This window comes from Bacillus luti, from assembly GCF_001884105.1.
Taxonomy (GTDB): Bacteria; Bacillota; Bacilli; order Bacillales; family Bacillaceae_G; genus Bacillus_A; species Bacillus_A luti.
This window is the reverse complement of record NZ_MACI01000038.1, coordinates 60194-84318: the sequence shown is the minus strand read 5'-3', so window position 1 is coordinate 84318 and position 24125 is coordinate 60194. Positions and strand designations below refer to the sequence as shown.

The following is a 24125-nucleotide window of genomic DNA, read 5'->3' as shown; positions in this document are numbered from 1 at the left end:
TCGTTTACCAATTTAGCTCCGAGGAATAATACATGAAGTAAAATAAACAGCTATTTTAAAATATATATTTTCTGCAGAATACAAATTATTTTATCAATAGGGATGTAGTAAATTCAAGAGAAATAAATTCTAATTTTTGTTAATCCATTGTGTTTTTGAGGGGTTTTTATAAAATAACGACACTTTATTAAAGTTTTAAAATATAAAACATGAGAATATTATTATATTAGTATAGGAGGCAATATGATTATGAGTTGGAAACGTTCCATCTGTTTTTTCTCTATATTTTCTTTTATTTTTTCTTCAAATACAGCAGCACAAGTAAATGCAGTGAATCCAATTTTGAAAAATGTGCAAAGCTATAAAATTTATTATGGTGAAGCAAATGAGCAAGTAATTGAAAGACTTTCGAAGTATGACATGGTTATTATTGAGCCTTATGCATTTACGAGAGAACAGGTTCAACAATTAAAAAAATCAGGAACTGTGGTCCTCGGCTATGTTAGTGTTTTAGAATTAGAAGATTGGCATAAATCACAAGTAATGGAGTCGGATTATTATTATAGAGACGGCGAGAAAATGAGAATTGAACAGTGGGATACATATATTATGAATTTAGCTGACAGCCATTACCGAAGTATTATCATTAATAAGGTAAAACAGCAAATTATTGGAAAAGGCATAGATGGGGTATTTTTAGATACTGCGGGTGATATTGACGATTATTTTTATGATCAGGCAGCTGTACAAGAAAAATTTAGATTGGCGTATGTAAATTTATTAAAAGAAATTAAAAGTGTTGATTCTAATTTATTGCTTGTACAGAATTGGGGATTTGAAACGATTAAAAGTGCGACTTTGAATTTTATCCACGGTGTACTATGGGAAGACTTTAATAAACGCGTTATTGCAGAAGATCAATGGAGCCAGAATTGGATGCGTTATTTTAAGCAACAGAGTAATAAAGTTGTAACGTTTACTGTAACTCCAGATGATATATCGAAAAAATATAGTACTATAAATGGATTTATTTCTACAATAAATCCAAATGATATTTATGATAAGTAAAATAATATTAAATATGTCCTTTGGGATCAGTAATACCCTTTTTTCTAGAGAAGGAAAAAGGGTATTACTGGTCTAGAATTTCTCAGAAGTATTAAGACTGATAATATGGAAACGTAATACTTTCATGAATTTTAACGAGTTGCTTATGGTATACGGTATTACCTTGTTGGCTTGTATAAGGAGGAAGGCTTCGTCCAAAACAATTTGCAACAACATTAGCGTGCTTACGATAAGAAATGCGAATTTCATACAAATTAACAGATTCATTTAAATCTGCATAAAAGACCGCTAAATGATTTCCAGTTAAAGGATAAGGAAAGTTTGCTTCCGTGTTTTCACCAATTAATACAGGTAATTTCACGGGATTAGAATAATTAGACCAATCCCAAACTTCTATACTTATAGGGTGCTCGTAATGTGCATCTAGATTTACAATGTTTACTACTGCAGAAACGGTAGCTGGTTCTCTTGTTAAAACACCAGTTGAGTAAATAAGAGAGTGAGTTGGATAATGAAGAGACATATATATCAAACCTTTCTAAATTAATATGAATTTACAATATTCTATGCGGATAATTAATAGAGTGAGATAGGAAAAATGTATCATTCATCATATTTTTTATAGAAATAAAAATATGATATTGAAAAGTATTCCAATACTTGTATCATTACTAGAGTACGTTTATAATCAAATAATCCTATTAGCTTTTTGATTGGATTACGTATTATTGAAAGCGTTTTAAGACGTGTTACGCTCAGATTCATATTATTTACTGTGTAGCATGTATGGAATGGGTTTGTATGTCGTTTTTCAAGGTAGGAAGTCTGACTTGTTTTGCAAAAAACTTTGTATGTAGTTGTAAATAAGAAGGAGAATAAGGAATAATATCATTTTTTACAAGATGGGGAGGTTACAGTGTGAAAATGTAAGGTTTTCACATGAGAATATATGGGTTATGTAGGATTGTTACTTTCAGGTGCAGCTTTATTTTTAAACAGCCTTGTTATATTAGGCAAAGCAGAGATGAAAAGTGCGGGTGTTTTTAATCTATTTGTGGGGGCATTACAAATTATTATTCCGTTCTATTTGATTATGATTTCTGATCAAAGTAATTGGACGGTGTATTCATACGCAGCTACTTTTTTATTTGGATTAACCTATTTATATGTAGGAGTTACTTTTATTAAAGGGATGGATAGTAGCGGCCTAGGATGGTTTTGTATATGGGTAGCCATTATTGCAGTATTCTATATGGTTGTTTCATTTGTTCAATTTCATGATGTTGTTGGTGCGTTAACATGGTTTATGTGGGCATTACTTTGGTATTTATTCTTTGTATTAAATACACAAAAAAAGAATATTAATCAATACCTTGGTAGAATTGCTTTCGTGCAATCGTGGGTAACGTTGACGTTGCCTTCGCTCTTTTATTTTATGGGAGTATGGGGAGAGGGATTTGTATATGAACTTTGGGTTTATGTATCAGTAATTTCTATTTTATACTTCTGTTATTGTATTTTTAAATATAGAGTACGTTAATATATTATCTATAGAAAAGCATGGAATCATTAAATTGATTCCATGCTTTTTATATAGTAGCGTTTATAATGATAGAGGAAGTATTTTACAAATCATTGTAATGGGGATGATGAAATTGAAAAAAGTATTAGTGCTAGGGGGAACAAGGTTTTTTGGTAAACATTTAGTAGAAGCACTTTTGCAAGATGGACACGATGTAACGATTGCGACGAGAGGAATTACGGAAGATTCTTTTGGAAGTACAGTAAAAAGACTGATTGTAGATAGAGAAGACGAAAAACAATTAGAAGAGTGTCTAGAAGATAAAAGTTATGATATCGTATACGATAATTTATGCTATAGCTCGAATGCAGCGAAGATAGTATGTAAAGTTTTGAAAGGGAAAACGAAGAAGTATATTATGACATCTTCAATGGCCGTCTATAAACCTGCACGAAACTTATTAGAAGAGGACTTTAATCCGTACGAGTATGAAGTCGCGTATGGAGATAGGAATAACTTCAGTTATAGTGAGGGAAAGAGATTAGCCGAAGCAGTTTTATTCCAAAAAGCAACGTTCCCAGTTGTTGCAGTACGTTTTCCAGTTGTTATTGGAGAAAACGACTATACGAAAAGGTTACAATTTTACGTTGAACATATTATGAGACAAGAACCTGTCGCTGTGAATCATCTTGAAGGAGAGTTGTCGTTTATACATGAAAAAGAAGCAGGAGAATTTTTAGCTTGGTCTGGGATGGAAAACATAGAAGGACCAATTAATGCTTGTAGCAACGGAGTAGTTTCTACTAGAGAAATTATTCGTTTTATAGAAGAAAATATGGGAATAAAAGCACTCGTTCAAGAAGTAGGAGATAATGTAGCGCCTTATAATGAAGTGATTAATTGTACATTACATAATGGAAAGGCTAATGAATTAGGATTCTCGTTCCGCGATTTGAAAATAGAAATAGAAAAGGTATTACATTATTACATACATGCAATGAAATAATCATAAATCCCCCGGTGGCAATCCGGGGGGTTCTGGAGGATGCTGGAAATACTACTCTTACACTACCAAATTTTCCTTATACGTATGACTAATGTTTTTCGGGATTGAATTGTTTGTAAATACTTTTCATTTACTTTGGCCCAGTTTCCTGTGCCATCAGTTGCTATCCATATATGGCTCTAGTTCATCATAGTCATATTGTAGCGTTGGCAAATGAAATGGACTAACATACCCTCCTTTCTAGCTAAAAAGTTGGTCTAGGTAAAAATAATTTACTTTAGTCAAAAATACATCTATTTTACATGTAAGTCAATAGTAATCTGTTTAATTTTCTGAAAAATATTACAATAAAAGTAACACTCTCACTTTCATTTGTGACTCGTATTCTTTTTGCTTATACTGTAAAGTAGTAGCGTTTTGTTGAAATAGAAGGAGATTGTTTATGAGTAAAACGAAACAATTAATAGAGGAAGCAAGTAATTTTATTACGATTTGCTATAAAGAGCTTCAGAAAGAGCAATTAATAGAAGAACGTATAAAAGAAATTCAAATTGAAATAGAGAAAACGGGGACTTATGAGCATACATTCGAAGAGCTTGTTCATGGTTCGCGAATGGCATGGCGTAATAGTAATAGATGTATTGGAAGGCTATTTTGGAGTAAGATGCACATATTAGATGCACGTGAAGTGAATGATGAAGAGGGTGTGTATAATGCATTAATTCATCATATTAAATATGCAACGAATGACGGAAAAGTGAAACCGACCATTACAATTTTTAAGCAATATCAAGGTAAAGAAAATAATATACGAATTTATAATCATCAACTAATTCGATATGCAGGATATAAAACGGAAATGGGAGTGATAGGTGATTCTCATTCCGCCACATTTACGGATTTTTGTCAGGAACTTGGTTGGCGAGGAGAAGGTACCAACTTTGATGTATTACCGCTTGTATTTTCTGTGGATGGAAAAGCACCTATATATAAAGAAATTCCGAAAAAAGAAGTAAAAGAGGTAGTAATTGAGCATCCAGACTACCCTGTATCGTCACTCGGAGTAAAATGGTATGGAGTGCCGATGATTTCAGATATGCGTTTAGAGATAGGTGGTATTTCTTATACTGCTGCTCCGTTCAATGGATGGTATATGGGAACGGAGATTGGGGCTCGTAACTTAGCGGATCATGATCGTTATAATTTACTCCCAGCCGTTGCGGAGATGATGGATTTAGATACATCAAGAAACGGTACGCTATGGAAAGATAAAGCGTTGGTTGAATTAAATGTGGCTGTTTTACACTCTTTTAAAAAACAAGGAGTTAGTATTGTTGATCATCATACTGCAGCACAACAATTTCAACAGTTTGAGAAGCAGGAAGCTGCGTGTGGTCGTGTTGTAACAGGTAATTGGGTATGGTTAATTCCACCATTGTCGCCAGCTACCACTCATGTTTATCATAAACCGTATCCGAATGATATTTTGAAGCCGAATTTCTTTCATAAATAATATTTAATATAAATTTTTTAAATTACTGTTACATAGCAAATGGAAGCCTTTACTCTCGGTTATTTTTGGAAGAGGATTTTTGAACCAAGGAGTTCCTTATGTTATAATCAAATTTCTGTTTCGAAGACCTTATAGAAATATAAGGTCTTTTGTTTTGCTTTTTTATGTAAGAGGAATAGAAATTTTCTTTTAAATAAGGGATTTAGCATATTTTTAGGGACAACATAAGTGTGTAGAAAATTGATGAATTATTATACTTATATAATCATTGTGTTTTGGGTGTAAACAATAAAACATAATAAAGTTGTTTTTTTAGATTGCTGAGGAAGGAGGAAGTGTAAATGAGGATGAAGAGTCGAAAAACGGATTGGCCTGTATTTCTTATTAGTGGTGGCTCACTTTTACTATTTGTAATTGCGGTTTTCTTAAATAAAAGTTACGTAGAGGGAGTCATTAATAGCAGTTTTACAGCTTCAATTAAATATTTTGGTGCCTTTTGGCAAGTTTTATTAATTGGTACATTTATTGTTGCAATGTGTATGGCGTTCTCGAAATATGGAAGAGTTAAACTTGGGGGATTAGAAAAACCTGAGATTAGTACGGCAAAATGGCTCGCTATTATTATGTCTACACTACTTGCCGGAGGTGGCGTTTTTTGGGCAGCTGCAGAGCCGATGTACCACTTGATGACGGTGCCACCGATACATGAAGGTATATCTGCTGGAACGGAAGAAGCAGTCATGCCTGCTTTAGCGCAAAGTTATATGCATTGGGGTTTCTTGGCTTGGACGATTTTAGGAACAATTAGTGCAGTAGTGATGATGTATGGGCATTATCATAAAGGGATGCCGTTAAAGCCTCGCACACTTTTATATCCTATTTTCGGGGAGAAATTGCGAAAGAGTACGCTTGGAACGATGATCGATGTATTTGCAATTATTGCGGTAGCTGCAGGGACGATTGGTCCAATCGGATTTTTAGGACTACAAGCAAGTTATGGATTACAAGCATTGTTTGGAATTCCTGATGTGTTTACTACTCAATTAGCAATTATTGTTTGTGTCGTTGCTGCTTCTACTATATCTGCAGTGACAGGAATTAATAAAGGGATTCAAATCATAAGTGATTTAAATGTTAAGTTAGCGATTTTATTGATGGTATTTGTATTATTCTGTGGACCAGGCGGATTTATTATTGATGCATTTATTTCTTCGTTTGGATTTTATATAAATGAATTTATTCCAATGAGCACATATCGAGGGGATACAGCTTGGTTAGGATCTTGGACGATCTTTTTCTGGGGATGGTTTATTGGATATGGACCGATGATGGCAATTTTAGTGAGCCGTATTTCAAGAGGAAGAACAATCCGAGAAATCATCGTTGCAATTGGAATTATTGCCCCAATTATTACAACGTTTTGGTTTACTATACTAGGGGGATCAGGTGTGTTTTATGAGTTAATGAATCCTGGTTCTATCTCGACCGCATTAAGTGAATCTGGTATGCCAGCAGCTATGATTGCAATTACAGAGCAGCTGCCACTTTCTAATATTATTGGACCTGCATTTCTGTTATTAACAATTTTATTTGTAGTGACAACAGGAGATTCAATGGCTTATTCGATTTCAATGGCAGTGACTGGAGATGGAGATCCTAGAATTAGCTTACGAATTTTTTGGTCACTTATTATGGGAACAGTTGCAGCGATTCTTTTATACATGGGTGAGGGAAGCATTAATGCGTTGCAGTCATTCATTGTAGTAACAGCTGTTCCAGTATCTATTCTGTTATTCCCGATGCTATGGCTAGCACCTAAAGTTGCAGGGGAACTAGCATTAAAACAAGGTATTGTAAAAGAAGAAGATAAAACTTCCTTCTTGTTCCAAAAAGCTAGTAAATCAAAATGATTGCATGTTTTATTTTATATAAAAAGAGGAAGCATCTCATTTGAGATGCTTCCTCTTTCTTATTTATCCAACCACTTTTCCTGAAGGGGATAGTACTTGAACAATCATTTTGTATAGTTTCAATCTATTCTAATACTTTATCTTTAGTCTCTGGGACACATAATAGCATTGTAACTAAACCGATTGGATAGATAATGAAGATGAGAGATAGTGCTCCCATTAAATTACCACCTGCAGCAAGTAATCCGATAATTACAGGTCCAAATCCAGCTAAACCACGCCCGGTACCGAAAATAAAGTTTTCTGCTGTAGAGCGAGCTTCAGCGGGGTAGTTTTCAGCTAAAATTGCTCCGAATCCTCCCATCATGCCATTTGCAAAGAATCCAAGCAACGCACTTCCCCATAACAGTAATGTTGAGTCTGTGAATAAGAAGAAGTAAATGAGACAGTATATAGTACCACCGATATAATAGATTGTAAAAGTTTTACGGCGCCCAATTTTATCGGCTAGAATACCAAAAGTTGCAATGCCAATTAGCATTCCGATCGTAGAGATGAACATCCAACCGCTCGCTTTTGCTAATGTGTAGTTATATTTATTCGCTAAGATAGTTGGCATCCATGTGAAAATTCCATAATATCCAAAGTTCTGGATGAATGACATAATAATAAGACCAATTGTCGTTATCGTTACCTTTTTATTTGCAAATAACTTTCGAAGTGGGAACTTTTTCATTTGCTTTAGTTGTTCTGCCTCAGTAGTTGTTAAATTACCTTCAGCTTCTTTTTGTAACAATTCTTTTTTGTATCGTTGTTTTTGTTCCCATATTTTCGGTTCACTTAAACTTTTGCGGACGTAAACAGCTAATAAAGCAGGAATGAGTCCAAATAAGAAAACAGCTCTCCATCCAAAATGCGGGACGATAAATGCTGGAAGGAGAGAAGCGACTAGTACACCGAATTGCCATCCGAGCGCAACAACGGATGTCGCCTTAGCCCGCATTTCTTTAGACCATGTTTCAGTTACGATGGCCATTCCAATCCCGAATTCACCACCAACTCCCATTCCTACTAAAAAGCGAAGAATTAATAATTGCCAATAATCTGTTGCGAAATAAATGAGTGCTGTTGCTAGTGAAAATAGTAAGATTGTGAAGGCCATGGTACGAATACGCCCAAATAAATCAGCAATAAATCCGAACAAATAAGATCCGATTAGCATTCCAATTGTGGTAGCTAATGTTAAGTTTCCACCCTCAACAGGGCTTAAATGAAATTCTTTTAGAATGTAGACGAGTACGAAAGATAAGAGCAACATATCTAAACCTTCTGCTGCATATCCTAGCGCAGAACCAAATAATGTTTTATATCTTTTCTCTTTCGTCTCCTCTATTGTTGATTGTACATCAGTAGTGACGTTCATCATTACTCCTCCTTATTTTCTTCTACAGTCGCTATGGAAGAATAACAAAAGGCCTTCTCACCTGATATGATGAGAAGGCCAAAGAAGCATACGTATCCCTAAAAAGAACATACGTATTTTGTATTCCGACTTCCTTCTCAACCTCACGGGGTTGTGTTAAAGGACTGTATTATATTACTTTATTTTTAGCACTCTTCTATTAGATTGTCAAATAAAGAGGAAATTGCTATGTGTAAAATATTTCAAAAGGTATTTCATTCTTCTTGACGCCGACTTCATTATTTTCCCATAATAAAACTAACTAATATAAAAAGGAATGACTCACAGATGTTAAATTTAGTACTTATGATGATTGAACGTGTTGGACTTATTGTTATTTTAGGTTTTTTACTCTCTCATATTAAGACATTCAGGCGCCTACTTCATAGGCAGGACGGATATATAGATAAGTTTAAACTTATTTGTATTTTTTCAGTGTTTACAATTGTAAGCAATTACACAGGAATTGAAATTGCAGGGAATACGATTATGAATGAAAATTGGCTACAAGGTGTTTCTTCATCGAGTACAATTGCAAATACACGTATTATGGGTGTTGGAATTAGTGGATTGCTTGGTGGTCCTATCGTTGGAATTGGAGTAGGGTCGATTGCCGGTATTCACCGTTATATGCTTGGCGGGACGACAGCGTTAAGTTGTGCAATCTCGTCAATTTTGGCAGGAGTGATAGCGGGATATATTGGATACATTTTCAAAAAATATAACCGTACGATTACGCCTAAGTTTTCAGCAATTTTAAGTGTATTTATCGTTTCTTTAGAAATGATTATGATTCTATTAATTGTAGAGGATGGAATAAGTATTGTGAAAACAATCGCGATACCGATGATCCTTGTGAACAGTTTCGGGAGTTTTATTTTACTTTCCATGATCCAAGCTATTTTGCGTCAGGAAGAGAATGCGAAAGCATTGCAGACTCATAAGGTATTGCGCATTGCTGATAAAACGTTACCTTATTTTCGCCGAGGTTTAACAGAGGAATCTTGCAAGCATGTGGCACAAATTATTCACCGCTTTACGGGAACAGATGCGGTATCCTTAACAGATACAGAGAAAATATTAGCTCACGTCGGATTAGCATCAGATCATCATATTCCTTCACACAGTTTAATAACAGGTTTATCGAAAGAGGTTCTACATACGGGGAAAATAATGAAAGCGAAATCGCGTGAGATTATTAATTGTCAACATGAAGGGTGTCCGTTACAAGCGGCAGTTGTTATTCCACTCACTTCACATGGGAATACGATAGGAACATTAAAACTTTATTTTAAAAATGCTAGTCAATTAGGTCGTGTTGAGGAAGAGTTAGCGGAAGGCTTAGCGAAAATATTCTCCACGCAGCTTGAGTTAGGTGAAGCCGAGTTGCAAAGTAAGTTATTGCAAGATGCTGAAATAAAAGCGTTACAAGCACAAATCAATCCGCATTTTTTATTTAACGCAATTAATACAGTATCAGCTTTATGCCGAACAGATGTAGAAAAAGCGAGGAAATTATTATTGCAGCTTAGCGTATATTTCCGTTGTAATTTACAAGGGGCACGTCAATTGTTGATCCCACTAGAACAAGAATTAAATCATGTACAGGCATATTTATCATTGGAACAAGCGAGGTTTCCAAATAAGTATGAAGTAAGGATGTACATTGAGGAGGAGCTAAAGACAACGTTAGTCCCACCGTTTGTTCTTCAACTATTAGTCGAAAATGCATTGCGACATGCTTTTCCGAAGAAGCAACCAGTATGTCAAGTTGAAGTACATGCGTTTGAAAAAGAGGGTATGGTTCATTTTGCAGTGAAAGATAATGGACAAGGGATTGAGAGTGAACGTCTAGAGCAATTAGGGAAGATGGTAGTTTCGTCAAAGAAAGGGACCGGAACAGCTTTATATAATATTAATGAACGTCTAGTCGGTTTATTTGGGAAAGAGACGATGCTTCATATTGAAAGTGCGCTACACAAGGGAACGGATATTACTTTTATAATCCCAAAAAAAGTAAAGGAGGAAGAACGGATTGTTAAAGGTATTAGTAGTTGATGATGAAATGTTAGCACGTGATGAACTAAAGTATTTATTAGAAAGAACGAAAGAAGTTGAGATCATTGGTGAGGCCGATTGTGTAGAAGATGCATTAGAGGAACTAATGAACAAGAGACCGGATATTGTATTTCTAGATATTCAATTATCAGATGATAATGGATTTGAGATCGCCAATATATTAAAAAAGATGAAAAATCCCCCTGCAATTGTATTTGCAACTGCGTATGATCAATATGCATTGCAAGCATTTGAGGTAGATGCGTTGGATTACATTTTAAAGCCATTTGATGAAGAACGTATTGTACAGACATTAAAGAAGTATAAAAAACAAAAACAGGCGAAAATAGAAACAAAGCAAGAAATAAAGGTGGGCGATGTAACAGCAGAGATGCACAAATTAGCGTTGCCAATTGAGGAATCAATCGTACTTGTAAATATTGAAGATATTATATATGTAGGGCTTGTAGATGGAAAAGTAACCGTAAAAACAATGAGGGAAACGTATGTAACACATGATACGCTTGTCATTTTGGAAAAGAAGTTACCACAAGCAAGTTTTATGCGTGTGCATCGTAGTTTTATTGCAAATATTAATCATATTGTAGAGGTACAACCGTGGTTCAATTCTACTTATAATTTAATTATGAAAGAGGGATCTAAAGTCCCAGTTAGCCGTACATATGCAAAAGAACTCAAGAAGCTGCTTCGTATTTAAGAAGCAGCTTTTGTATTTCGTCCTCATATTCCTACAACTGATTCTGCATATTTGACGTTCTGTTTTGTAAGCGCTTACTGAGTTGGTTATCTCTTATACAATAAAGGTACCAAATCGAAAGAGGTGGACAAAATGAGTACGAAAAAAGTATATAGTTTCTTATCACAAGCATTCATATTCTCAGCCGTTATGTTAATTTCTAATATTATTGCAACGCATTTACCAATTCCGATGCCTTCATCGGTAATCGGGTTAGTCATTTTATTTAGTTTATTATGTTTAAAAGTTATTAAATTAGAGCAAGTTGAATCACTCGGAACAGCTTTAACAGGTATTATCGGATTCCTTTTCGTTCCATCAGGTATTTCAGTTATTAATTCACTTGGTGTAATGAGCCAATATTTTATACAAATTTTAATCGTAATTGTTGTCGCGACAGTTATTTTACTCGCTGTAACGGGATTATTTGCACAATTCATTTTAGGAAAAGATGACAAAGAAACAAAAGATACAAAAGAATTAAAAGTTGTAAACAAAGGACGTAAACATGGAAAAGTTGCATAACTATTTTAGACCATACATGGTTAGGAGGTAATGAACATGACAAGTACAATGACTCCATATTTCGGAATCGTCGTTTCATTAATTGCATACGGAATCGGAACGCTTTTATTCAAACACTCAAAAGGATTCTTCTTATTCACACCATTATTTGTAGCGATGGTGTTAGGAATTGTCTTTCTGAAGGTAGGTAACTTTACTTTTGAAGAATATAATACTGGCGGGAAAATGATCAGTTTCTTCTTAGAACCAGCAACAATTGCATTTGCAATTCCATTATATAAACAAGTGGATAAGTTAAAAAAATATTGGTGGCAAATTTTATCGGCTATCGTAGTTGGATCTATTTGCTCAGTAATTGTCGTGTTCATTGTTGCCAAAGCAATTGGTCTAGATACAGCAGTAATGAATTCAATGTTACCACAGGCAGCAACAACAGCCATTGCATTACCAATTTCTGAAAGTATTGGTGGTATACCAGCAATTACATCGTTTGCAGTTATTTTTAACGCAGTTATCGTATACGCATTAGGAGCATTATTCTTAAAAACATTTAGAGTGAAACATCCAATTGCAAAAGGTTTAGCACTTGGAACAGCAGGTCATGCATTAGGAGTTGCAGTAGGAATTGAAATGGGTGAAGTAGAGGCAGCAATGGCTAGTATTGCTGTAACAGTAGTTGGGGTTGTGACAGTAGTTGTCATACCGATGTTCATGCCATTCATTGGATAGTAAAAACTTACTTAAAAAATGAGAAAAGCAAGCTATTTGTAGGACGGATTTCTACTGATAGCTTGCTTTTTATGTTACAGTAGTGGTAAGACCTATGAGAATACAAGTTTCCTTAAATCTTCATTAATACTCTGGATAATACGTGTTGAATTAGGTCATTGTATTGTAAAATAAGAAGTAAGCTATTATATGGTAAGAGATACGTATACTAAGCTTATAAGAATTTTAATATGAATGAATAATTAAAGGTAGAAAAGAGAGAGAAATCTACTTATTAACGTTTTACTTTATAGGACAGGAGAGAGTACTCGTCGATTATGCAAATAAAAAACCTGTTTCAAAGCAAAGGATTTCAGAGGTTACTCGTATTAGTAATACTTGCTCTCGTATTATACGGGCTGCAAAGTATGTTGAATTTAATATTAATTACGTTTATTCTTACGTATTTAATGGATCGATTCCAAAAGTTTATTTCCCGCAAATTAGATCACTTTATGCCCATTAATCGAAAACTTATTATAGCATTTCTATATGTAATGTTAATTGGTGGAATTGCTATTACACTATTTAAATATTTACCAGTATTAACGATACAAATTTCACAATTGATTTATCAATTTAATGTATTTTTAAGGAATCCACCGGATAGTGAATTAATTAAGTATGCAGTTAATGCTGTCAATCATATGGAACTTTCTAAATATGTAGGACAAGGCGTAGACATTTTGTATAAATCTATTACGAATGTCGGGAAATTTGGCCTTCAAGTTTTACTTTCTTTAATTTTAAGTTTGTTTTTCTTACTGGAAAAGGCTCGTATCGTTGCTTTTACTGCAAAATTTAAAGAAAGCAGACTTGCAATTTTCTATACTGAAATTGAATACTTCGGTAAGAAATTTGCACGTTCATTCGGAAAAGTAATTGAAGCACAATTTTTAATTGCGGTTGTGAATTGCGTATTATCTGTTATTGCACTATGGATATTAGGCTTCCCGCAGTTATTAGGTTTAGCGTTAATGATCTTCTTACTTGGTTTAATTCCAGTAGCTGGAGTGATCATTTCGTTATTCCCACTTTGTATGATTGCTTACAACATCGGCGGTATTATGTACGTTGTTTATATTTTAGTTATCGTAACAGTCATTCATGCGCTTGAAAGTTACGTGTTAAATCCGAAGTTTATGTCGCAAAAAACAAATTTACCGATTTTCTATACGTTTATGGTATTAATCTTCTCAGAACACTTCTTAGGTGTATGGGGATTAATTATCGGTATTCCAATCTTCATTTTCTTATTAGATGTCTTAGATGTGACAAGTGATGAAATGGAGAAGGATGTTGGAACAAAATAAAGTGAAGTAAAGAAAAAGCATCGATGTTCGATGCTTTTTCTTTTATAACATGATGTTTCTTATGCCATACTGTAAGAAGAATATAGAATAGGGGTGAAATAATGGCTGTAAATGAAAAGGTAGAGTTAGCTACATTTGCTGGAGGGTGCTTCTGGTGTATGGTTTCGCCATTTGAAGAGATGGAAGGGATTATAAAGGTTGTTTCTGGCTATACAGGTGGTCATAAAGAGAATCCAACGTATAAAGAAGTATGCTCGGAAACGACGGGACATTACGAGGCAGTACAAATTACATTTGACGCAAACAAAATGCCGTATGAAGAGTTATTAAGTATGTACTGGAGACAAATTGATCCGACTGATGTTGGAGGACAATTCCACGACCGCGGACAGTCTTACGAAACAGTGATTTTTTATCATAATGAAGAACAACATAAAAAGGCAGAGACTTCAAAAGAAGAGCTTGCAAAGAGTGGACGATTTGCAAAGCCGATTGCGACAAAAATATTGCCAGCTTCTACATTTTATCCAGCGGAAGAATATCATCAAGGATATCATAAGAAAAATACATTCCGCTATGAGTTATATCGTAAAGGGTCGGGGCGAGATGCTTTTATTAAGCAACATTGGCCAAAGGATAATGCTCATTTAAAAGAAAAACTCAGCGAAATGCAGTTTTATGTAACACAGGAGAATGGTACCGAACCACCATTTCGAAATGAGTATTGGAACCATCAAGAGGAAGGCCTTTATGTAGACATCGTTTCAGGCGAACCGTTGTTTACTTCTATAGATAAATTTGATAGTGGGTGTGGATGGCCTAGCTTTACAAAATCAGTTATGGCAGCAAGTCTGAAAGAAAAAATGGATGTGAGTCATAATATGACTCGTACAGAAGTAAGAAGTAAAGAAGGAGATTCTCATCTTGGGCATGTATTTCCAGACGGTCCAGGACCAAATGGTCTTCGTTATTGCATTAATTCAGCAGCACTTCGATTTATCCCGAAAGGGGAGTTAGAGAAAGAAGGGTACGGTGATTTCTTAATCTTGTTTGGGAATAAAAAATAACCTCGCAGTTAGCGAGGTTATTTTTTTGTTATTTTACTTTTTTCTTTTTGAACTTGCTTAATACTTCATAAACGATTGGAACAATAAGAAGTGTTAATAATGTTGAACTTGTTAATCCACCAATTACTGTTACACCAAGTCCTTTAGAAATTAAGCCACTACCTTCAAATCCTAATGCAAGCGGGATAAGAGCACCGATTGTTGCAATTGCAGTCATTAAAATTGGGCGAAGGCGTGTTGCACCAGCTTCTAATAAAGCTTCACGTGTTGATAGACCTTCATTTTCTTTATGAATAACGCGGTCGATAAGCACGATTGCGTTTGTTACAACGATACCGATTAACATAAGGGCACCGATCATTGCAGAGACACTTAACGTTTCACCAGAGATTAATAAGGCAACAAGAGCTCCAATGATTGTGAATGGTAGCGAGAATAAAATGGCGAATGGTGCAAGGGCACCGCCAAATGTAACGACAAGAACGAAGTATACAATGGCAATCGCAGCTAACATCGCTAAGCCAAGTTGCTTGAATGATTCTTCAATATCTTTTGTAACGCCGCCCATAGAAACATCTATGCCGGAAGGAAGATCCATTTTATCTACTTCTTTTTGAACCGCGGCAGATGCTTTTGAAACGTCATCAGATGTTAATTTCGCACTCACTTCTGCATAAACGCGGCCATCTCTATGTGTTACTGTATTTGAAGTTTCCCCTTCTTTTACAGTCATCACATCTTTCACAGCCACTTCATTACCAAGTGGCGTTGTAATTTTACGATTTGTTAAGTCATCGATTGTTTCATAATTTTGTTTTTCAGCTTCTACATATACATTGACATCTTTACCGTCTTTTTTAATTGTTGTCAGAACAGGGCGATCATGTTGATTAGAAAGTCCCATTCCGATTTGTGCAGCTGTTAGACCCATTTTACTTAGTTTTTCCTGATCTGCGACTAACGTGTATTCTGCATACGTTTTTGCAATACTAGAGTCTATATCCTTTAAGTCTTTATTTTTCTTCATGATATTTTGAATATCTTTTACGACAGGCTTAATGTCTTCCGAGCTATCCCCGTAAACGTATAGTTTGATTTCATTACTACCGCCACTTGCTCCGAAGTCTTGGTTTTTCCATTCGCCTTTTCCAGACATCTTCTGTAAATCTTTAACGACTTGTTCTTTCTCTTTTTCGAAGTTTTTCGTGTCGTTATCATATTGTACGAAGAACATTGCTTGGTTTGATTGACCAGGACTCATTGGGTTTTCGCCACCTAATGAGAATTGAATTGTTTTGACGTCTTTATTATCTTGGAAGTGCTTCTCAGCTTTCGTTGCGATTTTTTCAACGTCTTCTAACGTTTGACCTGGTTCAGGGTTGTACGTTGCAATGATCATTTTTTCTTCTTCAGATGGTAAGAAACTTACACCGATAACTGGAACAAGTGCAAGACTACCAACTAATAGAAGGACAGCAATACTTGATGTAATAATTTTGTGATTTAAAGCCCATGCAAGTATGCGTTTATAAATGTTTGCTAATTTACTTGGTTTTTCTTCATGATGTACTTCTTTTTCCCTCATGCTCTCTTTCTTAAATAAAGAGTGAGCGAGCATCGGTACGATTGTAACTGCTACTAGTAATGATGCTAATAAAGCGAAGACGATAGTTAAGGCGAATGGTAAGAACATTTCACCAATCATACCTTTTACTAGTCCAAGCGGTAAAAATACAGCAATTGTTACAATGGTAGAAGACATAATCGGGATAAACATTTCTTTCGTAGCTTCACGAATTAAATCTTTTCCGCGCAACTTCTCTTCTGATAAGGACATACGTCGGTAAATATTTTCAATAACAACAATTGAATCATCGACGACACGCCCGATAGCAACTGTCATTGCGCCAAGTGTCATTATGTTAAGCGTAATATCCATTTGTTTTATGACTAAAACAGCGATTAATAAAGAGAGTGGTATAGAAACGACAGAGATTAACGTCGTTCGGATATTTCGTAGGAACAACATAATAATAACAATCGCAAAGATAGCGCCAAAAATCGCTTTGCTAAGCATTGTTTCAACTGATTTCTCAATCGGTGCACCTTGATCGAATGTCGAAATAATCTCTAAGTCTTTATATTTTTTCTCAAGTTCTTTTACTTCATTTTTAACTGCATTTACAACATCAACTGTGTTCGCATCAGCAGCTTTTACAATTTGAATTCCAATTGCTTCTTTTCCATTTGTTCGAGAAATAGATTCCGCTTTTCCGACTTCTTTAATTTCAGCAATTTCGTCTAATGTAACTGTCGGAATTCCGTTCATAGCCGCTGGATTCATTTGCGGCACTTGTGTACCAGCTCCAGCATTTGGACTACCTTGACCGCTTGCTGATGAAGGAACAGCAGGGATTTTTAATTCTTTTAATGCTTTAATTGTTGTAATATTCCCATCTACAACAACTGATTTTTCCGTATCTTTAAATGTATATAAGCCAAGTGGTAAAGATACGTCCGATCCTTTAATCATATTTTTTACAGTCTCTTCACTTAGCCCTAATTCTTTCATCTTATCTTTCTTAAAAACAAGTTGTACTTCATCTACTTGTTGCCCTGAAATTTGAACAGATGCAACTCCATCAAGTCCTTTTAATCCTGGGATAACATTTTTTTCTACATTTTCAGTTAAAGTAGCTAAAGATTCATTTTTACTCGCTACGCTTAATGAAATAACAGGAAAAGCATTGAAGTTTACTCGAGAAACTTTCGGATCTTTAACACTGTCAGGCAGTTTCACATTTGTGAGAGCTTCTTTAATTTCCGTTTCTGCTTTTTCCATATTTTTATCAAAATCATATTCTACCTGAATGGAAGATGCGTTTTGAAAAGATGATGAACTAACAACGTTAACACCACTTAAATTTTGCAGTTGTTCTTCAATCGGTTTTGAAACCTTATCAGCTACTTCTTCTGGTGTAGCACCAGGATAAACCGTAGTTACTGTTACAATCGGTGTTGTAATATCAGGAATTGTTTCCAGCTTCATATTGAGTCCAGAATAGATCCCTGCAATAGTAACAATAATGGTTAGTAGCCAAACTGCGAACTTATTTTTTAACGAGAAATTGATGATTTTGTTCATGTTTGCGCTCCCTTTTTATTGTATTGACCAACTGGTCAGTCTAATACATAATATAACTGACTGATTGGTCAGCCGTCAATGAAAAGGGATGGTATAATAAAGTGAAACTTTAATCAGTGGGAATTTACGATCTGTAAATAGTGAGATGTATTATTTATTATAAGATGCGAGATTAAATTTAGGAGAGACGGGATATGAAAGAAAAAGAGCGCTTAATTATAGAGATGGCTATGAAGTTATTTGCGACTAAGGGTGTAAATGCGACATCAGTGCAGGAAATTGTGACAGCTTGTGGCATATCTAAGGGAGCCTTTTATTTATACTTTAAATCGAAAGAGGAACTTTTATTAGCGACACTTCGATATTACTATGACAAGATTCAAAACAAAATGATGGATATTGATAAAGAATCATTATTACCACGTGAAAAATTTGAAAAACAATTATATTGCCAGTTTAATGATATACAGAAGCATAAGGAATTCATTATTATGCATGCAAGGGAAAATGCTATTCCCTTTAATAAAGAAGTAGAAGAATTTATGATGCGGATGAAGTTAGAGTCTCACGCATTTTATCGGAATAGTTTACTGTCTATTTATGGTGATAAGGTTATGCCATATTTATTAGATTTAGTCATTATGGTGGAAGGCATATGTCGTGGATATTTAGAATTAATTATTTTACAAGCGCCAGAAATAGACTTATCTTATGTCTCTGCTTTTATTTTGAAAAGAGTGGATCATTTAGTAGATGGATTGGTAGAATCTTCAGAAGAACCTGTGTTACATGAAGAAAGGCTTGGAGAATTTCTTTGTAAATCAGAGCTGATTAAGGAACAAGTTAAGGAACATTTTTTAAAAGAAATTATTGTGTTTAAACGTACATTAGCTGATCAATTAGAAGATGATGGATTACTTGTTACGCTAGATGTTTTGGAGGCGGAAATGAGGTTGCCAAATCCAAGAATTCCAGTTATTCAAGGGATGCTGTCCAATTTAGATATATATCCAAACTTAAAAGAATTTCGCTTGAGACTTATGGGATATTACAATATAAAAAGGTAACAATGATTGTTTTCATTGTTACCTTTTTTATTATACATTCACTGTTTCTTTTTTCTGCGCTGTCTCTTCTTTTTCAATGTTAATTGTTTCTTTCACAATATAAATCGGACGGTTTTTACTTTCGTCATAAATACGAGCAATATACTGACCGACGATTCCAAGACCAAGTAACTGAATACCGCTAAAGAATGTAATAGCGACCATAATGGATGCCCAACCTGTTTGAGTACCATCACCGATGATTTTCACAGTAATTGTATATAGCAACACGATTATGGAAATGAGAACTGATAATAAGCCTAATGACATAACGATGCGTAACGGCTTTGTCGAAAATGCAATAATGCCATCTGATGCAAATTTAATCATTTTCTTTAATGGATATTTTGTTTCGCCAGCAAAGCGCTCATCACGCTCATATTCAACATATGTTTGGCGGAAGCCAACCCAAGACATCATACCGCGGATGAAGCGATTTCGCTCAGTCATTTGATTGAAAACATCAGCTACTTTGCGATCGATGATTCGGAAATCACCAGTGTCTTTTGGGATATCGATATCAGACATGTAGTTTAAGAATTTATAGAAATATTTAGCTGTTAAAAGTTTAAACCAAGTTTCACCTTTACGTTGTTTACGTTTCGCATAAACAACTTCATATCCTTCTTCCCATTTTGCAATAAGTTCAGGGATCACTTCAGGTGGATCTTGTAAGTCTGCATCTATAATTACAATAGCATCGCCCTTTGCAGCAGCAATACCAGCTGTAACAGCTATTTGGTGTCCAAAGTTGCGTGCAAAATTAACGATTTTTGTACGGTAATCATTTGCAGCAATTTCTGATAGGATGTCCATTGTACGGTCTGTACTACCGTCGTTTACAAAGACAAACTCATAATTAATATCATTTTGAAGCATAACGGACTTTAAACGGTTATAACATTCCTGTGCTACTTCTTCCTCGAAGTACATAGGAACTACAACCGAAATTAATTTTTGCATGTTGTATCCTCCGTATTTTTAATAAGTCGTTCAAATTTAATTAGTAGCTTTTTCAGTTTGGTTGAATGTCCAAATTTTATTAAGGACAAAATTGATAACCATTCCGACACCAATTGCGAAAATCTGTGCAATTAATGCATTAAAGGTAAGTTTATCTACTAATATAAATAAACATAATGTATTAAAAGCCAATACAATTAAATTTACAGTTAGAAATTTAAAGAACATTGACGTGCTTTTATTATTAGGTTTAAACACCCAATTTTTATTCCAATAGTAGCTATTGGCAACACCAATTAAATAGGCAATGGTATTCGCAATAAGGTAGTTCATCCCGAATTTTAATAATATCCAAAAGCTAATAATTGTAATGAGTGTATTAAAGATTCCTACTAAACCGAACTTTAAGAGTTTCTCCATAATAGTATCCTCATCTTTATCAAATATATAAATAAAATAAGAAATGTAGAAAGAGTATTCCTACATAACAAATATTTATTATAGCATATTTTGTGCTGAAACGTTAATAAAATTGAGTAGCTTCAATCTTGTGTGAATTTGGACTTGCGTGATATTTAATTGCGCGGATTAGTTATCTAGATGCTTATACTTTCTAAAATTAAACATAGTGTGTCTATTCATACAATGTATAATGCCAACGTTAAAATGGAAATATTATCATGATTCATGTATAGTGATGTGTGATACTGTCTATATGTTAGTGTTGAGGATTGCTTGAATCTGCATATAGATTATAGTGAAAATAAGAATATTTTTGGTTTTCAGGTATAATTGATTAATTATAAAGTACTCCAGCTTTATACAGTATATACCGGTGTTTTTGTACCAATGTTTAAAGGAGTAGATAGTATTGAAAGTATTTTTAAAAGGGTTATCCACCCTCTCTACACGTGCAGTATACACGCTATATGTCTTTTTTGCCTCAATATTAATTTTTAATTATTTTTCGGATACGCAAAAATACAATTACACAATGGTAGTAACTGGGGTCGTACTTTTATGTACAATTGGGTCCTATATCCTTAGAAAGGGTTCCTTATATCTAGAGAAATTCAACGAGAAAAAATGTTTTTTTGTGTTAGTAATTATTTGCTTAGCAGTTAAATTAACGTGGGTTCTTACATACGAAATTCAGCCGTTGGTTGATTACGCTACCTTTTATTATACTGCAGTAGCATTAAGTAAAGAATTTGTTATTGATAATAATTACATAGCGTTATTTCCACATATTTTTGGTTACGCCTCATTTTTAAGTATTTTCTTAAAAATATTTGGAGAAAGTCATATGGTAGCCCCTATTGTAAATGTTGTCTTAACTACAATATCAATGGGATTAATATATGTTATATCTAGAAAAATTGGTGGAGTTAGAACAGCAATAACAGCAAGTATTTTATGGATAGTATTTCCTTCGCAAACGATTTATAACATGTTTGCATTGTCAGAGCCATTGTATTGTACGATACTATTATTGATTTGGATAATTATGATAATTGTTCATGAGAAGATTCATAATATAAGCATAAAAAAATTACTTATATACTCGATTTTATTAGCAGCACTACTTGCAGTAATGAATATGGTACGACCCATTGCAGCTGTTCCAATTATCGCTTTAGTCATATGGTTATTTATTATCAACACGAAGCACATAGGAAATAAAAAAATATTATTAAACAAGGTAATATATGTAGGGGCTATCGTTGTTGGATATGTTATTTTTTCTTCGGCGATTAATCAGTATATAGAATTACGTTTAGGTGAAGAAATAGCATCAGCTCCAGGCTATAATATTTATGTAGGATTTAATCAGGAACACTCGGGGAAATGGAACATGCCAGATGCGGAATTATTATTTGAGTATAATAACAAACCAGGATGGACTGCTAACGATGCTCAACAAAAAATGCTAGAAGAGGCGAAAAATAGAATACAAAATGATAATATCGATTTTATGAAATTATTTTCGGATAAATTCTTTGTCTTTTTAAGTGAAGATAGTGCGGCAGTTTCTTACGCCGAGCCTGCACTAGATAATGTAGTAAGATACACTGTGGCATCTAATGTTTTTTATTACTTCTTAATTGTGACTTCAATATTAGGTGTGTTAATAATGATAAAAAATAAAAATAAATCTATCCTATTTATGATTTGTTTATTTACGATAGGGTTAACAATGGCGCAGTTACTAGTAGAAGTGGCGTCACGATATCATTATTCGGCTACAATATCTATGATAATTTTGTCTGCCTTTGGTATAGATTATGTTTACAATAAAAAAGAGAATATAGATATAAATAAAAAGGCATGATTTCGGTATTGCACCGGGCTCATGCCTTTTTATTTTGTTGTGATCATTAAATCATCATTGTATTTTATATTTTTGAGGTCTTTCTGTTCGATATAAATCGATAGCATAAATATAGACCGTAGCTTTGAATAATCGTAAAGCTAGGAATGATGAAGTATCGATATCTTGTTTGGTATTCGATTAAGAAATGAACAGTTACGTAACCAATTATCAATAATAAAAATAGTGTATAATGCGTATTATTTTGCTTAGTCAATATGAGATAAAGAAGTGCTACTGTGCTCAGAAGCATAGCTGTAGTGTACATATACTTTTCATATTTCGTAAGACCGTCTTTTAAAGTAATCATATCATTATCTGCGTCCCCGAGCGTCAGTAAACTCCATAATGGGGCGGAGTCATAATCTGCCCACATGAGCGTGAACTTATCACCAAATAAAGATAAAACCTTTTGTGGATCAGCTAGTCGTTCTTGAATTAGTTTTTTTTCAGCGGCTTTTCGTTCTTCACCGATTTCAAAGGACATAATGTATTCTGCATCTGCTGCAGAATATCCCCCTTTTGTTTCGTGATTAAACCCTACTGTAAATTTCCAGAGAGGATCACGATTAGATAGTGGGTATTGCGTAATTCCAGCAGATATAAATGAATAACTTATAATGTAATGTACAAGGTAAAATACAACGAAAATTCCACAAAGTTTTTTAAGGGAATTGAAAATATCTTGTTTTGATTTTCCTAATATCCCCTGTAAAAAGACATAAATGGTCACTGCAATTAGGATGATAGCTCCAAGTGGGCGCATAATATCGCCTAAAGAAAGCGAAATTCCTATGAAAATCCACATATATTTATGGCTTAAGCCTTTTGTAATTAATAAATAAAACCCAAGATAAAATAAGAAGGTCGCAAGATGTTGATTTGTTAGGACTGAACTCAATACGATACTTGGGATATATATTGCATATAGTAAACCAGCCATACGTCCAGACCACTCATTAAATATATGAGAAGTTATTTTGTAAACGAGGAATGTTGTTCCCGTGCAATATAATACATTTAAGAACTTTAGAAGGAAGGTTCCTTCACCAAAGAAATTAATAATTAAAGCTTGGTACATTGTAAATCCAAGTTGGTAAACCCATGAAGTATAATACGTGCTTTGGGCAAAGCTAAAATCTCCTTTAGTTGCTTGCACAGCACCATTGTACATCATAGCAAAATCTGATTCGACAGGGGTTTGTACATTAAGAACCCAGATTAATCGAATAGAGAAAGCTAAAATGATAAGTGAAATAGTGAATACTAGCGTTGACATATATTTATTGGAAATATAGCCAATTAGTAAAAATAGAAGACCGATTAGAATAATAATCGGGATTATAATAAGTAAACGAGTGCTGGCTTGTGCTCTAACCACGATTACTGATTGCCATGTAATGGCTGCAGAAATAATGAGACATAGCACTAACAAAGACTTTACAAAAAATGTATTGAGTTTTAGGGAAAATGAACTTTGCATTATAATTAAAAACTCCTTATTGAATTTTATGGCTATTTCAAAGGGAAATCCCTTTACACACTAAGTGATGGTGTAAAGGGATGATTTT

General features: G+C 34.3%; 19 protein-coding genes. 13 read left to right on the top strand and 6 right to left on the bottom strand.

Annotated elements, in window-relative coordinates:
• The first annotated feature begins 249 nt into the window (after window positions 1–249).
• On the top strand, window positions 250–1068 hold the full coding sequence (locus BAQ48_RS09460) for an endo alpha-1,4 polygalactosaminidase (protein WP_071710870.1): 819 nt from the start codon (window positions 250–252) through the stop codon (window positions 1066–1068).
• A 91-nt stretch (window positions 1069–1159) separates the two neighbouring features.
• On the opposite strand, the gene BAQ48_RS09455 is transcribed toward BAQ48_RS09460, so the two are convergent.
• On the bottom strand, window positions 1160–1591 hold the full coding sequence (locus tag BAQ48_RS09455) for a hypothetical protein (RefSeq protein ID WP_071710869.1): 432 nt from the start codon (window positions 1589–1591) through the stop codon (window positions 1160–1162).
• A gap of 426 nt (window positions 1592–2017) precedes the next feature.
• Here BAQ48_RS09455 and BAQ48_RS09450 point away from each other — a divergent pair, with 426 nt between their 5' ends.
• The 4 genes from BAQ48_RS09450 (at window position 2018) to BAQ48_RS09430 (ending at window position 7019) form a co-directional block, all read left to right on the top strand.
• The gene (locus BAQ48_RS09450; protein ID WP_071710868.1) at window positions 2018–2608 is read left to right on the top strand and encodes an AmiS/UreI family transporter; all 591 of its coding nucleotides are present in this window, start codon (window positions 2018–2020) and stop codon (window positions 2606–2608) included.
• A 106-nt stretch (window positions 2609–2714) separates the two neighbouring features.
• Window positions 2715–3596 (top strand): NAD-dependent epimerase/dehydratase family protein, encoded by an 882-nt coding sequence (locus tag BAQ48_RS09445; protein WP_084064511.1) that lies wholly within the window; start codon window positions 2715–2717, stop codon window positions 3594–3596.
• A gap of 442 nt (window positions 3597–4038) precedes the next feature.
• Complete coding sequence (locus BAQ48_RS09435; RefSeq protein ID WP_071710866.1) at window positions 4039–5109, top strand: nitric oxide synthase oxygenase; 1071 nt, start codon at window positions 4039–4041, stop codon at window positions 5107–5109.
• 341 nt (window positions 5110–5450) lie between these two features.
• Window positions 5451–7019 carry a BCCT family transporter gene (locus BAQ48_RS09430; RefSeq protein WP_071710865.1) on the top strand — a complete coding sequence of 523 codons (1569 nt, stop codon included), beginning with the start codon at window positions 5451–5453 and terminating at the stop codon, window positions 7017–7019.
• A gap of 124 nt (window positions 7020–7143) precedes the next feature.
• Here BAQ48_RS09430 and BAQ48_RS09425 read toward each other — a convergent pair whose 3' ends face one another.
• The gene (locus BAQ48_RS09425; protein ID WP_071710864.1) at window positions 7144–8442 is read right to left on the bottom strand and encodes an MFS transporter; all 1299 of its coding nucleotides are present in this window, start codon (window positions 8440–8442) and stop codon (window positions 7144–7146) included.
• 327 nt (window positions 8443–8769) lie between these two features.
• Here BAQ48_RS09425 and lytS point away from each other — a divergent pair, with 327 nt between their 5' ends.
• The 6 genes from lytS to msrB all read left to right on the top strand — a co-directional run bounded on the left by lytS (window position 8770) and on the right by msrB (window position 14969).
• Complete coding sequence (gene lytS, locus BAQ48_RS09420; RefSeq protein ID WP_071710863.1) at window positions 8770–10539, top strand: two-component system sensor histidine kinase LytS; 1770 nt, start codon at window positions 8770–8772, stop codon at window positions 10537–10539.
• Window positions 10517–11257 carry a LytR/AlgR family response regulator transcription factor gene (locus BAQ48_RS09415; RefSeq protein ID WP_071710862.1) on the top strand — a complete coding sequence of 247 codons (741 nt, stop codon included), beginning with the start codon at window positions 10517–10519 and terminating at the stop codon, window positions 11255–11257. Before lytS ends, BAQ48_RS09415 begins: the two co-directional genes overlap by 23 nt.
• 132 nt (window positions 11258–11389) lie before the next feature.
• Window positions 11390–11821, top strand: a complete 432-nt coding sequence (gene lrgA, locus BAQ48_RS09410; protein ID WP_071710861.1) for an antiholin-like murein hydrolase modulator LrgA — start codon at window positions 11390–11392, stop codon at window positions 11819–11821.
• 36 nt (window positions 11822–11857) lie between these two features.
• Entirely contained in the window at window positions 11858–12550 is a 693-nt protein-coding gene (gene lrgB / locus BAQ48_RS09405; protein ID WP_000204775.1) for an antiholin-like protein LrgB, read from the top strand.
• Between the two features lie 317 nt (window positions 12551–12867).
• Complete coding sequence (locus tag BAQ48_RS09400) at window positions 12868–13902, top strand: AI-2E family transporter (protein WP_001166017.1); 1035 nt, start codon at window positions 12868–12870, stop codon at window positions 13900–13902.
• 101 nt (window positions 13903–14003) lie between these two features.
• Entirely contained in the window at window positions 14004–14969 is a 966-nt protein-coding gene (gene msrB, locus BAQ48_RS09395) for a peptide-methionine (R)-S-oxide reductase MsrB (RefSeq protein WP_071710860.1), read from the top strand.
• A gap of 28 nt (window positions 14970–14997) precedes the next feature.
• Here the strand turns inward: msrB and BAQ48_RS09390 are convergent, their stop codons facing one another.
• Window positions 14998–18114, bottom strand: coding sequence for an efflux RND transporter permease subunit (locus tag BAQ48_RS09390; RefSeq protein WP_071710859.1), 3117 nt, complete (start codon window positions 18112–18114; stop codon window positions 14998–15000).
• A gap of 194 nt (window positions 18115–18308) precedes the next feature.
• Between BAQ48_RS09390 and BAQ48_RS09385 the strand changes: the two genes are divergently transcribed.
• Window positions 18309–19181, top strand: coding sequence for a TetR/AcrR family transcriptional regulator (locus BAQ48_RS09385; protein WP_071710858.1), 873 nt, complete (start codon window positions 18309–18311; stop codon window positions 19179–19181).
• A gap of 30 nt (window positions 19182–19211) precedes the next feature.
• Here the strand turns inward: BAQ48_RS09385 and BAQ48_RS09380 are convergent, their stop codons facing one another.
• Both BAQ48_RS09380 and BAQ48_RS09375 read right to left on the bottom strand, forming a co-directional pair.
• Entirely contained in the window at window positions 19212–20183 is a 972-nt protein-coding gene (locus BAQ48_RS09380) for a glycosyltransferase family 2 protein (RefSeq protein WP_071710857.1), read from the bottom strand.
• A 36-nt stretch (window positions 20184–20219) separates the two neighbouring features.
• Window positions 20220–20603, bottom strand: coding sequence for a GtrA family protein (locus BAQ48_RS09375; protein ID WP_000413281.1), 384 nt, complete (start codon window positions 20601–20603; stop codon window positions 20220–20222).
• Window positions 20604–21054: 451 nt separating this feature from the next.
• Between BAQ48_RS09375 and BAQ48_RS09370 the strand changes: the two genes are divergently transcribed.
• Window positions 21055–22515, top strand: a complete 1461-nt coding sequence (locus tag BAQ48_RS09370) for a glycosyltransferase family 39 protein (RefSeq protein ID WP_071710856.1) — start codon at window positions 21055–21057, stop codon at window positions 22513–22515.
• A gap of 64 nt (window positions 22516–22579) precedes the next feature.
• Here BAQ48_RS09370 and BAQ48_RS09365 read toward each other — a convergent pair whose 3' ends face one another.
• On the bottom strand, window positions 22580–24037 hold the full coding sequence (locus tag BAQ48_RS09365; RefSeq protein WP_071710855.1) for a glycosyltransferase family 39 protein: 1458 nt from the start codon (window positions 24035–24037) through the stop codon (window positions 22580–22582).
• Window positions 24038–24125 lie beyond the last annotated feature (88 nt).